The organism is Xanthobacter sp. BG11Y11_SDJG (genome assembly GCF_057364445.1).
This window is the reverse complement of the sequence record NZ_JBNFNU010000114.1, coordinates 1-11,330: the sequence shown is the minus strand read 5'-3', so window position 1 is coordinate 11,330 and position 11,330 is coordinate 1. Positions and strand designations below refer to the sequence as shown.

General features: G+C 70.8%; 14 protein-coding genes and 2 pseudogenes. 4 read left to right on the top strand and 12 right to left on the bottom strand.

Annotation, left to right across the window (positions count from 1 at the left end):
• Positions 1-28: 28 nt before the first annotated feature.
• Both AC2W7M_RS11645 and AC2W7M_RS11640 read right to left on the bottom strand, forming a co-directional pair.
• A complete protein-coding gene (locus AC2W7M_RS11645) occupies positions 29-538 on the bottom strand; it encodes a Spy/CpxP family protein refolding chaperone (RefSeq protein WP_486132505.1) in 510 nt (169 codons plus the stop codon).
• An 81-nt stretch (positions 539-619) separates the two neighbouring features.
• The gene (locus tag AC2W7M_RS11640) at positions 620-1,636 is read right to left on the bottom strand and encodes a metallophosphoesterase family protein (RefSeq protein ID WP_486132504.1); all 1,017 of its coding nucleotides are present in this window, start codon (positions 1,634-1,636) and stop codon (positions 620-622) included.
• A 105-nt stretch (positions 1,637-1,741) separates the two neighbouring features.
• Between AC2W7M_RS11640 and AC2W7M_RS11635 the strand changes: the two genes are divergently transcribed.
• Complete coding sequence (locus AC2W7M_RS11635) at positions 1,742-2,605, top strand: S49 family peptidase (RefSeq protein ID WP_486132503.1); 864 nt, start codon at positions 1,742-1,744, stop codon at positions 2,603-2,605.
• Here the strand turns inward: AC2W7M_RS11635 and AC2W7M_RS11630 are convergent.
• The 6 genes and pseudogenes from AC2W7M_RS11630 to AC2W7M_RS11605 form a co-directional block, all read right to left on the bottom strand.
• A pseudogene (locus AC2W7M_RS11630) lies at positions 2,602-3,275 on the bottom strand (uracil-DNA glycosylase family protein). The gene AC2W7M_RS11635 and the pseudogene AC2W7M_RS11630 overlap by 4 nt on opposite strands.
• Positions 3,244-3,987, bottom strand: a complete 744-nt coding sequence (locus tag AC2W7M_RS11625; RefSeq protein ID WP_486132502.1) for an MBL fold metallo-hydrolase — start codon at positions 3,985-3,987, stop codon at positions 3,244-3,246. Before AC2W7M_RS11625 ends, AC2W7M_RS11630 begins: the two are co-directional and overlap by 32 nt.
• Positions 3,988-3,993: 6 nt before the next feature.
• The gene (locus AC2W7M_RS11620) at positions 3,994-4,605 is read right to left on the bottom strand and encodes a glutathione S-transferase family protein (protein WP_486132501.1); all 612 of its coding nucleotides are present in this window, start codon (positions 4,603-4,605) and stop codon (positions 3,994-3,996) included.
• A gap of 132 nt (positions 4,606-4,737) precedes the next feature.
• Positions 4,738-4,875 carry a hypothetical protein gene (locus AC2W7M_RS11615; protein ID WP_486132500.1) on the bottom strand — a complete coding sequence of 46 codons (138 nt, stop codon included), beginning with the start codon at positions 4,873-4,875 and terminating at the stop codon, positions 4,738-4,740.
• A complete protein-coding gene (locus tag AC2W7M_RS11610; protein ID WP_486132499.1) occupies positions 4,872-5,342 on the bottom strand; it encodes a thioredoxin family protein in 471 nt (156 codons plus the stop codon). Before AC2W7M_RS11610 ends, AC2W7M_RS11615 begins: the two co-directional genes overlap by 4 nt.
• A 96-nt stretch (positions 5,343-5,438) precedes the next feature.
• A complete protein-coding gene (locus AC2W7M_RS11605) occupies positions 5,439-6,104 on the bottom strand; it encodes a cytochrome c biogenesis CcdA family protein (protein ID WP_486132498.1) in 666 nt (221 codons plus the stop codon).
• 159 nt (positions 6,105-6,263) lie between these two features.
• Between AC2W7M_RS11605 and AC2W7M_RS11600 the strand changes: the two genes are divergently transcribed.
• The 3 genes from AC2W7M_RS11600 to AC2W7M_RS11590 all read left to right on the top strand — a co-directional run bounded on the left by AC2W7M_RS11600 (position 6,264) and on the right by AC2W7M_RS11590 (position 8,653).
• Entirely contained in the window at positions 6,264-6,731 is a 468-nt protein-coding gene (locus AC2W7M_RS11600) for a thioredoxin family protein (protein ID WP_486132497.1), read from the top strand.
• Between the two features lie 175 nt (positions 6,732-6,906).
• Positions 6,907-7,281 carry an ArsR/SmtB family transcription factor gene (locus AC2W7M_RS11595; protein WP_486132496.1) on the top strand — a complete coding sequence of 125 codons (375 nt, stop codon included), beginning with the start codon at positions 6,907-6,909 and terminating at the stop codon, positions 7,279-7,281.
• Between the two features lie 253 nt (positions 7,282-7,534).
• Positions 7,535-8,653 (top strand): YeeE/YedE family protein, encoded by a 1,119-nt coding sequence (locus AC2W7M_RS11590; RefSeq protein ID WP_486132495.1) that lies wholly within the window; start codon positions 7,535-7,537, stop codon positions 8,651-8,653.
• A 50-nt stretch (positions 8,654-8,703) separates the two neighbouring features.
• Here AC2W7M_RS11590 and AC2W7M_RS11585 read toward each other — a convergent pair whose 3' ends face one another.
• The 4 genes and pseudogenes from AC2W7M_RS11585 to AC2W7M_RS11570 form a co-directional block, all read right to left on the bottom strand.
• A complete protein-coding gene (locus tag AC2W7M_RS11585) occupies positions 8,704-10,005 on the bottom strand; it encodes an NAD(P)/FAD-dependent oxidoreductase (RefSeq protein WP_486132494.1) in 1,302 nt (433 codons plus the stop codon).
• A gap of 115 nt (positions 10,006-10,120) precedes the next feature.
• Positions 10,121-10,315 (bottom strand): annotated as a pseudogene (locus AC2W7M_RS11580) (YeeE/YedE thiosulfate transporter family protein); the annotation flags it as partial.
• Positions 10,316-10,467: 152 nt separating this feature from the next.
• A complete protein-coding gene (locus tag AC2W7M_RS11575; protein WP_486132493.1) occupies positions 10,468-11,010 on the bottom strand; it encodes a YeeE/YedE thiosulfate transporter family protein in 543 nt (180 codons plus the stop codon).
• Between the two features lie 95 nt (positions 11,011-11,105).
• A partial coding sequence (locus AC2W7M_RS11570; protein WP_486132492.1) for a hypothetical protein occupies positions 11,106-11,330 on the bottom strand: 225 nt, incomplete at its 5' end.

Here is an 11,330-nt window from a genome sequence, read left to right as displayed (position 1 = left end):
CGGGGCGGGCCTTCCGCGGTGGGCGCGCTCAGCCGCGGCGCGGACCGGTGGGGCCGCGTGGTGCATCATGCCCATCGTCCCATGCCCTTGAGTTCTGGCGCAGCAGAACGTTCAGGCGCTGCTTCTGCGCGTCGTCGAGGACGTTGTAGAGCGGCTGGGAGGCGTCGGCCACCTTGCGCAGGTCGGCGGCGGCGGCGTCCATGCGGGTGGCGGCATTGCGCATGCGGGTGATGGGGTCGGGCCGCGCGCCGTCATTGGCCTTGCGGGCCTCGCGCGCCTGCTCCATGCGGGCGGCGCGGTCCTTGGAGACGTCGCGCAGCGTGGTCTCCACCTGCCGCCAGAGCTTCTCCTGCTCGGGGGTGAGCTTGAGACCCGCCTTCAGCCCGGCGATGCGGGCGTCGGCGAGGGCGGCGAAGTCGGCCGCGCTGGGCTGCCAGCGCTCGCCCTTGCCCGGCCCGGCGCCCGGGTTGGCGGCGTAGGTGGCGGCGGAGCCGGCGATCAGGGCGGCGGCCGTGGCGGCGATCAGGGCTTTCTTCATGGTCTCAACCTCCTCAAGGGATGAGGAAGGATGGCGCGATGGGGCGGCGACCTCAACTTAAACTTCGGTAATGAGGATCTGTTACAATTCGTTACTGGGTGTGACGTCAGAATTCGCGCGCCGCAAACAGGTCACGACTTTGCCGCATCTTTGAATGGACGTTAATTTAATGCCCGGTCGCCCCGTCAGCCGAGGATCACCCGCCGGTCCCGCTCCGCCACGCCCGTCTCGCCGGGCGCGTAGCCGCGCGCCTCCATCTCGCAGCGCCACGAGCCCGGGCCGCCCGAGATGCGGTAGAGGTTGTAGCGGCCGGCGCCGCGGTCGTCGTCCGGTCCGGCGGAGGCGGAGGGCACGCCCACCACCGGGATCGGGCCGGAGGCCGACGGGATGTCCCCGAGCGAGGCGCGGTGGTCGTGGCCGTGCAGCACCATTTTTTTTGCTCGGCGCGGCCTGTCCGATCGCCTCGCGCACCGCCTCGGCGTCGCGCAGGTCGCGGTGGAACGCCCGCTCGCCCACCGGCGGATGGTGGATCATCACGGCGCGGAACAGGCCCTCTTCGCCCAGCCGGCGCAGGAGGCCGGAAAGCCGCGCGCGCTGGGCCCGGCCGACCGCCCCGCTGGCGAGGAACACCGCCGTCGGCACCGCGGTGGAGACGCCGACGATGGCCACCGGCCCGCGCCGGCGCACATAGGGGAACGCGTCCACGTCCACCGGCGTGTGCGGGTGGCTGTCGTCGCCGGCGAGGAACGGCGCCCAGTGCTCCAGATGGTAGTGCATCGCCGAGCGGACATAGGCATCGTGGTTGCCGGGCACGACGCTCACCTTGTCCGCCGGACCGAGCGCGGTGAGGAAGGCGGCGCCGGTGTCGAACTCCGCCGGCAGGCTCACATTCACGAGGTCGCCGGTGACGCAGATGTGGTCGGGGGCCTGCGCCAAAAGATCGTCCATGAGTGGGCGCAGGGTCGCCGCGCCGAAATTGCGCCGCCGCGCGCCGATCCAGTTCATCATGCCGAAGAAGCGCTTGCCCAGCAGCTCGGAGAGCCGGGCCTCCGGAATCGGGCCGAGATGGGGATCGGACAGGTGGGCGATCACGAACATGGCAGCCTCGGCGCGGGGACGGCGCCTTCCCTTTAGGCGATCGGGGCGCGGTCGGAAACCTTCGCCTGCCTTGAGGCGGACGCACTCGCCCGCTAATCGGGGGTCATGGCCGATCTTTCCTCCTCCTCCTCCCTGCTGCGCCGCGCGCGCGATCTCGTTCCCAAGAGCTGGCGGGGCGACCTGCCGGTGGTGCCGGTGGTGCGCCTGTCGGGCGCCATCGGCATGAGCTCGCCCTTCAGCCAGAGCCTCACCCTCGCCGGGGTGGCGAAGCCGCTGGAGAAGGCATTCTCCATGAAGAAGGCGCCGGCGGTGGCGCTGCTCATCAATTCGCCCGGCGGCGGGGCGGTGCAGTCGCACCTGATCTTCAAGCGCATCCGCGCGCTGGCGGAGGAGAAGGACAAGCACGTCTTCGCCTTCGTCGAGGACGTGGCGGCCTCCGGCGGCTACATGATCGCCTGCGCGGCGGACGAGATCTTCGCCGATCCCTGTTCCATCGTCGGCTCCATCGGGGTGCTGACGGCGGGCTTCGGCTTCAGCGAGGCGATGGCCCGCCTCGGCATCGAGCGGCGCGTCTACACGGCGGGCGAGAAGAAGATGATGCTCGATCCCTTCCGCCCCGAGCGCCCCGAGGACGTGGAACGGCTCGACACGCTCTTGAAGGAACTGCACGTGGTGTTCGCGGACCTCGTGCGCTCCCGGCGCGGCGAGGCGCTGAACGCGAGCGACGAGACGCTGTTCTCCGGCGAGTTCTGGCTCGCCACCCAGGCCGCCGGCCTCGGCCTCGTGGATGGGTTCGGCGACGTGCGGTCCATCCTCAAGGCACGCTATGGCGAGGACGTGCGGATGCCGCTGATCCAGCCGCCCGGCCCGTTCTTCCGGCCGCCGGCCGGCGGCTTCAGCGCCGCCGCGGCCCACGGCGCGCTGGCGGCGGTGGAGGAGCGCCTGCTCTGGGGCCGCTTCGGTCTCTAGCCGCGCAGCAGCAGGCGGGCGATGTCGGCCTTGAGGGCCGGCAGCAGCTCGGCCTCGAAGAACGGGTTCTTGCGGATCCAGCCGGTGTTGCGCCAAGACGGGTGGGGCAAGGGATAGACCATGGTGTGCCCGCCTGCCGCGGCAGCCGAGCGCACCGCGCGCCAGTTGGCCACCGTCTCGGTCAGGCCGCGGCCGATCAGGTGTCCGAGGCCGAGGCGCTTCAGGTGATAGGCCTGCGCCGGCCGCCCCACCGCCAGCACCAGAGCGAAGTTCGGCAGGGCCGCGAACAGTGCGTCGTGCCAGGTGGCGGCGCATTCGCGCCGGGGCGGCAGGTCCGCGCCCTTGGCGTCCTGTCCCGGAAAGCAGAAGCCCATGGGGGCGATGGCGATGCGCGCCACGTCGTAGAAGGTTTCGCTGCTTACGCCCATCCAGGCGCGCAGCCGGTCGCCCGAGGCGTCGGTGAAGGGCAGGCCGGAGAGGTGCACCTTTGTGCCGGGCGCTGGCTCGCCACCAGGATGCGGGCGGTGGAGGACACCCGCAGCACCGGCCGCGGCGCATGGGGCAGAGGCGCGCCGCGCGGCGCCTCCACGCACAGCCGGCAGGCGCGGATGCGCGCGACGAGCGCGTCGAGGGCGGCGTCAGATGTCGAGTTGAGGCCATCCTCCGCCACGCCTGAAATAGGCGCCGTCCACCTCGTCGCGCCGCGCCCACATGGCGTCGCCCATATGGGTGAGGAGGATGCGCCTGGCGCCGAGATCGGCGCGGCGCTCGGCGATGGTTCGGTAGGCGAGATGACCCACCGGCGAGCCCTCGAACATGTAGCTCTCGCAGATGAAGAGGTCGGCGCCCTGGGCGATGGGCAGCAGCGCCTCGGTCCATTCCGTGTCGCCGGAGAAGGCGAGGGTGCGCGCCCCGTCGGTGAGGCGCAGCGCGGTGGAGGGCGCGCCGGAGGGGTGGATGACCGCGGCGGTGGTGAGCGTGAACGGGCCGTGGGCGGTGGTGGAGCCCGGCTCCACCTCGATCACCTCCCAGGCGAAGCGCCAGGCATTGGCGCCCATGCGCGGGAACAGCGCCTCCATGGTGGTCTCGAGCCGCGCCCGGGTGCCCGGCGGGCCGACGATGGCGAGCGGCTTGGTGCGCCTGTGCACGAACTGCCCGTCCAGCAGCAGGAAGGGCAGGCCGCCGAAATGGTCGCCGTGCAGGTGGCTGAGGAAGACGATGTCGATCGCCGCCGGATCAAGCCCCAGCCGGTGGAAGGCCACCGGGGCGCTGGCGCCGAAGTCGAGCGTCACGGTCAGCCCGGCCGCCGCGACGAGATAGCAGGAATTGCTGCGCCCGCCGGAGCCGAACGCATCCCCGCAGCCGACCACTTTCAGATGCATGTGGGATCAGGCCTTCGCGCTCGGGCGCTCGGAGACGAGGCTCTTCCAGCGCAAAAGGTGGCTGAACGCCTCGGGCACCTCGATGCGGATCACCCGCATGAAGTCGAGCGCTACCATGGCGGTGATGTCGGCCACCGTGAAGCGGTCGCCGGCCATGTAAGCGCGCTCCGCCAGTTCCAGGTTCAGGAATTCGAGATAGGCCATGACCTTGGGCCGGTTGGCCTCGCCCCATTCGGGCACCTGCGGGACCTCCACCGGGGCCATGCCGGGATTGGTGTGGCGCAGCACGAACATGATGGGATAGAGCAGCTCCAGCTCCACCCGGCGCTGCCACATCTCCACCAGGCCCTGCTCCACCGGGGTGCGGCCGAACAGGTTGGGCTCCGGCTTCAGCGCCTCGAAATAGCGGCAGATGGCCATGGTCTCGGTGATCACCGTGCCGTCGTCGAGCACCAGGGCCGGCACCCGCTGGCGCGGATTGATGCGGGTGAAGTCCGGGCTCTTCTGCTCCATCTTGCCGAGGTCCACCGGCACCAGCTCCACCTCGATGCCCTTTTCGGCGAGGAAGACGCGCACCCGGCGCGGGTTGGGGGCGCGTCCCGAATCATAGAGCTTCATGGCGTCGGCCTTTCCTCACGGCTGTTATTGGCGAGGCACAGAACACCCCGCAGGGGCCGGACGCAAGGCATGACAGCGGGGCGCCGCCATGCGCCGGCGGAAGGGCGGTAAAGGCGTAGATGGCGGCGGCGTTCAGCCGCGCGGCGCGCTCTGGCGGGCCAGCCACTGGGGGAAGGTGGCGCCGGCATAGCCCTTCTGCGCCACATAGCGGAACATGGCGGCAAATTCCGGCGGCGCCAGCAGGCCGGGCATGCGCGCCACCTCCTTCACCCGGCCTCCACCTCGGCGAAGAACTGGAAGGTGGGCGTGGCGCGGATGCCCTCGCGGGTGCCGAGCGCCTTCTCCGAGAGGCGGGCGCCGTCGAAGGCCGTCACCTCGCGGGCGCCGAACAGGTCGAGGTGGACGATATCGAAGGTCGCCTTGATCGGCCCCTCAATGGCGGGGTCGGCGAAATATTCGGTGTGGAGGCGCTTGCACAGCGGGCAGCCGCGCTGGCTCCACTGGAGGGCGAAGCCGTGCCCCCGGGCGGCGGCCGCGGCGAGGTCCTCCTTAAGGTCCAGGAATCCCTCCACATACCAGTCCTGGGTGTAGAGCCCGTCGTCGCCGAGCCGCGTCGCGGCGCGGGCCGGCCCGGCGGCGAGGCCGCTGGCAAGTCCGCTGCCAAGTCCGCCGGCGAGCACGCCGGCGATGAGTGCGCGGCGCGAGGGTCCGGATGCGGCGTTGCGTTTGGCTCCCATGGCGTCCTCCCTGTGCGTGTCAGCCGATGGCGCCGAAGGCCGGCACCCGGTCGAGCAGCCATTGCGCCACCTCGGGCATGAGCCCGGTGACGAAGATCACCCCGGTCGCCACCAACAGGGCGCCCGAAATCTCTCGATCAGCCCCAGGCGCTTCTTCACCGCCGCCGCCCAGGAAAGGAACGGGCCGGCGAACAGGGCGGCCAGCAGGAACGGGATGCCGATGCCGGCGGCATAGACCGCGAGCAGCAGCGCGCCGCGCCCGAGCGAGGCCTCGGCCCCGGCGACGATGAGGATGGCCGCCAGCACCGGCCCGACGCAGGGCGACCAGCCGAAGCCGAAGGCGAGGCCGATGACATAGGCGCCGAGGAGCCCCGCCGGCTTCTCGCGCACCTCCAGCTTCGCCTGGCGGTAAAGGAAGGGGATGCGCACCAGGCCCAGCATGTGCAGGCCGAAGACGATCAGCAGCACGCCCGAGGCGATGGTCAGCGGGCCGGCAAAGCGCATCAGCGCCTGGCCCAGCGTCGAGGCGGTGGCGCCGAGCAGAATGAAGACGGTGGAGAAACCCAGGACGAAGGCGAAGGCGGCCGCCACCACGGCGCGGTTCGCCGGCCGCCGGCGTCGCGCCGGCTCCGGCGGGCGCGGCCTCGGCGGCGCCGGCGAGGAAGCCGAGATAGGCCGGCACCAGCGGCGAGCACGCAGGGCGAGGCAAAGGACGAGGAGACCGGCGACGAACGCGCCGGGCAGGCTCACATCCAGCGACATGGCGCGTCCTCTCGGCGCTTCCGCGCGCCGCGCTGTTTGGTCTCGGGCGGATTTGATCCGCCTCAATTCGGCGCGCGACGTCCGGTAGAATAATATATTCGCATGCGATAATATGTAAAGCGGCCTGAGCCCTGGCGAGCGTCCGAAGGAGTGCCCGATATGTCCAGCGTGCGCGTGCGCAAGAGCGGTATTGCTAGCGGTGTTGCTGGCGGACTCGCTCGCGGTCTTGCCTGCGTCCTGCTGGCCGCGCTCGCGTCGTCGGGGTCGGCACGGGCGGCGGAACTGGTGATGTTCGAGCGGCCGGGCTGCAGCTATTGCCGCCAGTTCGATGCCGAGGTCGCGCCGATCTACGGCCGTACCGAGGAAGGCCAGCGGGCGCCGCTGCGTCGCGCCACGTTGTCCAGCGGCCTCGGCGCGCTGCTCAATGATGACGCGGGGGGCATCGCGCTCGCGGCGCCGGTGCGCTACGCACCCACCTTCGTCCTGGTGGAAGGGGGGCGGGAGGTGGGCCGCATCACGGGCTACCTGTCGCAGGAGGCGTTCTGGGGCCTGCTCGGCGCCATGACGCGCGATCTTCCCGCCAGGAATTCCCGTGCCCCGGATCATCCGGCCACGGCGCGCAATTGAAGCGGATGAACAAGGGAGCGGACCGGCATCGGCGATGTGCACAGTTTGCGGGCGGCGGCGATTTTTTCGCCTTTGATGGTTCGACCTGGGCGATTCGCGCCACTAAGATGCACCGCACACAGCGCCCGGCGTGTTCCCGCCGGCGGATCGCCGACTGAGAGGTCTGGAAACGACGATGTCGCCAATCCTGTCCACGCGGATCGAGGACGAACTGCGCGAAGGCCCGGAGATTTCGCCCGAGCTGGACCAGCTCATGCGCAACGCCCGCAAGGCGAGCGACTTCCTCAAGGCTCTCTCGCACGAGAACCGCCTGCTGCTGCTGTGCCTTCTGGCCGAGCGGGAGCGCTCGGTGACCGAGCTGGAGAACATCCTCTCCTTGCGCCAGCCCACCGTGTCGCAGCAATTGGCGCGGCTGCGGCTCGACGACCTCGTCACCACCCGCCGCGACGGCAAGACCATCTATTACAGCCTTGCCAATGACGATGTGCGGCGGGTGATCTCGGTGATCTACTCGATTTATTGCGAGCCGGCCGCCGCCGCCGAAAAATGAGCTGAGGCAAGGGGCCGGTGGCCTACCGCCGGACCGCGCGCGTGCGCACGATCACCATTGCCTATTGCGGGATTGGAAAAAGCCGAGAAGATATTCCCCAACGGCGCCTGGTCGGCGGCGGGGAGGCTGCGGTGCGCATCGCATCGGCCGCCGGACGCCCTGAACGGCGTGCCCCGAGGGTCCGAACCTTCAAAGAACAGCGCCGGCGACCGCCGACCCGGAACGGGCGGCGGCGTCACGGGAGGACCGGCGCATGGACATTTCAAACCCCTGGTGGGTCGCGCTCGCCGGCCTTCTGGTTGGCGGCGTCGCCGGCTTCGCCGTGTTCCGGGCGCGCCTGTGCACCTTCGGCGCACTGGAGGACGCCATGGTGGGCGCCGATTTTCGCCGCCTGAAGGTGTTCGGCCTGGCGCTCGGCGTTGCGCTCATCGGCACCCAGCTGCTGGTGGCGCTGGACGTGCTGGCGCCGGAGCGCACCAATTATGTGGGCGCCGCGCTGCCCTGGTTCGGCATCCTGTTCGGCGGGCTGCTGTTCGGCCTCGGCATGGCGCTGGTGGGCACCTGCGCCTTCGGCTCGCTGGTGCGGCTCGGCGGCGGCGACCTGCGCAGCCTCGTGGTGCTCATGGTCTATGGCGCGGTCGCCTATGCCACGCTGCGCGGCGCGCTGGCCGGCTTCCGGGTGGACGTGATCGAGGGCGTCCAATTGCCCATGCCCGCCGGCACGCAGTCCGATCTGCCCTCGGTGCTCGGCCGGCTGAGCGGCATCGACTTCCGGATGATGCTGGCCGTGGTGATCGGCATCGGCCTGATCGGGCTTGTGTTTGCCGATGCCCGTCTGCGGCGCGCGCCCCGGCTGGTGACCGCCGGCGCGCTGCTCGGCCTCGCGGTGATCGCCGGCTGGATGGCGACCTTGTTCCTGGTGGACGAATTCGCGCATCCCGTCGCCCCGCAGAGCCTCACCTTCGTCTCGCCGGTGGCGCGCGGCTTCTTCGGGCTGGTGTTCGTCACCGAGAGCCTCGCCGAGTTCGGCATCGGCTCGGCCGCCGGCGTGGCGCTCGGCGCGGCGCTCGCCGCGCTGCGCGCCGACGAGTTCCGCTGGGAGGCGTTCGACGATCCGCGCGAGATGAAGCGCCATCTTCTGGGCGCGGTGCTGATGGGGGTGGGCGGCATCCTGTGCGGCGGCTGCACCATCGGCCAGGGCATCACCGCCGGCTCGCTGATGGCGCTGTCCTGGCCGCTGGCGGTGCTCGGCATGGCGGCCGGCGCGCGGCTCGGCATCGCCCTTTTGATGGAGGGCTCGTTCACCGACTTCCTGCGCGGCACCGCGCTCGCCATGCGCGCGCGGCGGGCCGGCGGCGACGGGCCGCCGTGAGGCTCAGGCGGCCCGGTAGGCCGCCAGATAGTGGCGCTCGAACTCGCGCTTCAGCAGGTGGAACACCCCCAGCCGCGGCAGGGTGACGTTGTAGCGCGGATTGCGGAACACCAGCATGCCCGCGTCCAGCGTGTCGACGATGCACACCAGTTCCGGCTTGAAGGTGACGTCCGCCGGCCGTCCGGCCAGTGCCGCGGCGATGTTGCGGACCGCCGCTTGGCCTGGAGGTCCGCCTGGTGCGCCTGCTTGGGCATCCAGTCGGGCCCGGGGAAGGAGCCGGCGTCGCCGGCCACATAGACGTCCTTCAGCCCCTTGACGGCGCAGGTGGCGTCCGCGGCGATGAAGCCGCCGGGCGAGAGCGGCAGGCAGCTGTCCTCAAGCCAGGCGGGGCCGGTGAGGCCGGGCATGAACAGGATCAGGTCGGCCTCGACCTCCCCGCCCTCGCTCACCACGCGGTCCTCTTCGAAGCGCACCAGCTTATGGCCGAGATGGGTGGCGATGCCGCGCTGCTCCATCTGCGCCAGCAGGCCGGTGACCGCCCGCGCGCCGAGCCGCTGGCCGGGCTCGCGCGAAGGGTTGAAGAAGACGAGGTCGACGGCATCGCGGCGCCCCTGCCGGCGCAGCAGCGTGTCGAGGCCGAACAGGAACTCGAACATGGGCCCGCCGCGCACCGCCGAGGGCTCCTGCGGGTTGGCGGCGAAGCCCACCGCGACGCGGCCGGTCTCGAGGCGGGCGAGGCGCTCGCGCACCGCCTCGGCAGCGGCGATGCCTTCGCAGGGAATGAACGCGTGCTCGATGCCCGGCAGCTTGCGCAGATAGCGCCCGCCGCTGGCGATCAGCAGCACGTCGTTGGCGAGCGGGCCGGCGGTGGTCTCGACCGTGCGGCCGGCATCGGTCACGCCGGTGACGCGGGCCTCCAGATGGGTGACGCCGTGGGCCGCGAAGAAGCCCTTGAGCGGCACTTCCAGGTCGCTGGCGCGCCGCAGGCCCGCCGGCACCCAGATCAGGCTCGGCAGATAGGTCAGCCGGGCCGTGGGCGAGACCAGGACGATCTCCGCCTCCACCCTGCGCCGCCGGAGCTCGCGCACGGCGGTGAGGGCCGCGAAGCCCGAGCCGAGGATGGCGATGCGCCGGCGGGCGCCAAGGTCGGTCGCGGCCATGGCGCTCACTGCCGCGGGCTTGAGCCGGCCGGCGGTCTCGGCGGCGCTCTCGCGCGGGCCGAAATCGCCGTCCACGTCGGCGCCGAGGTCCGCCCGCCACGGCCGCCAGCGCTCCAGCGCGATGAGGCCGACGACGATCGCCGCCGCAAGGCCCGCCGCGAGCATCCAGTAGGGGATGCCGGTGAGGTCCATGAAGGTGATCCGGCCCGGCGCCGGTGAGCAGCATCGGCTTCAGCGTTGGCTCCGCATAGGAGAAGGCCATGGCGCCGGCGATGCCGCCCAGAAGGGTGAAGATCGCGTCGCGGTAGCCCACCCCCACCTGTGCCAGCACCGTGCCCGGGCAGGCGCCGGCGAGCGCGATGCCGGCGCCCAGCACCAGCCCGCCGATCACGTCCGCCGCATAGAGGGTCGGCTTGGGCGCGAGCTTGGCGAGGCCGAGGCCGTGCAGCGCCGCGATCACCACCGCGCCGGTGGCGACGGCGGTCAGGAAGACCTTCAGCATGATGAAGTTCCGCATCTGCATCTGGCCGACGATCATGCCGGGCTCGAAGACGCGGGACTTCTCCAGGGCGAGGCCGAACACGGCGCCCATGAGGAGGCCGATGACGATGGCTTGGACGAGGGACATGGACATGCTCCTTCGGGTCGCGCGCGTCAGATGCGGCGCAGCAGGAGAAAGGCGGTGGCGATGCCGCCGACGAACATGAAGGTGACGGCGATGGTGGAGGAGACCGCCATCTGCGCCATGCCGGACAATCCGTGGCCGGAGGTGCAGCCGTCCGCGAGGCGGGCGCCGAACAGCATCAGGAAGCCGGCGCCGAAGGCGACCGCGTAGCGCACCGCCGGACTGGCCGTGCCGAGCGCCCGCGCCCAGATCGGCGAGATGGGCTGGCGCTTCGCGCCCGACAGGGTCTTGGAGAGCAAGGCGCCGAGCGCCACCCCCACCACCAGCGCCACCTGCCACCAGTTCTTGGCCGAGGCCGCCATGTGGTTCGCCACATATTTGATCTGCGTCACGGAGGGATCGAGCAGGGCGGCCAAGTATCCGCCGACCGTGACGTACGACGACGACGCGCCGAGCGCGGTCTCGATCAGGAGGAAAGCGGGCACCTGAAGCAGCCCGATGAGGATGCCGGCCGCATAAGGCGACCAAGCCTTGTGCCGGAAGACGCATCCGGCGGACGAACAGGCGGCCATGAGCTTGCTCCCTTTTTCGGGGGCGTCCGCGCCGTTCCCTTAAGGGAAGAAAAAGCGTCCGGCGCCCTTGAAACATTCAGAGTTATTAAATTAGATTATCTGAATGTTAGCGCAAGGGCAAATTTGGATCCTTGCGCCGCAGCGGGCCGGGCGTCGGCATCGGCCTGGGGGAGGATGTCCATGAACAACAGCGCCAAACACCATGTCCTGTCGGCAGAATTCGGCGCCGGCGCTTTCTGGCGGGGGCGCTTGCGGCGCTCGGCGCCGGCACGCTGCCCGCGCCGCGCGGGCCGAAAAAGCTCCGCACCCGGCGCGCGCAT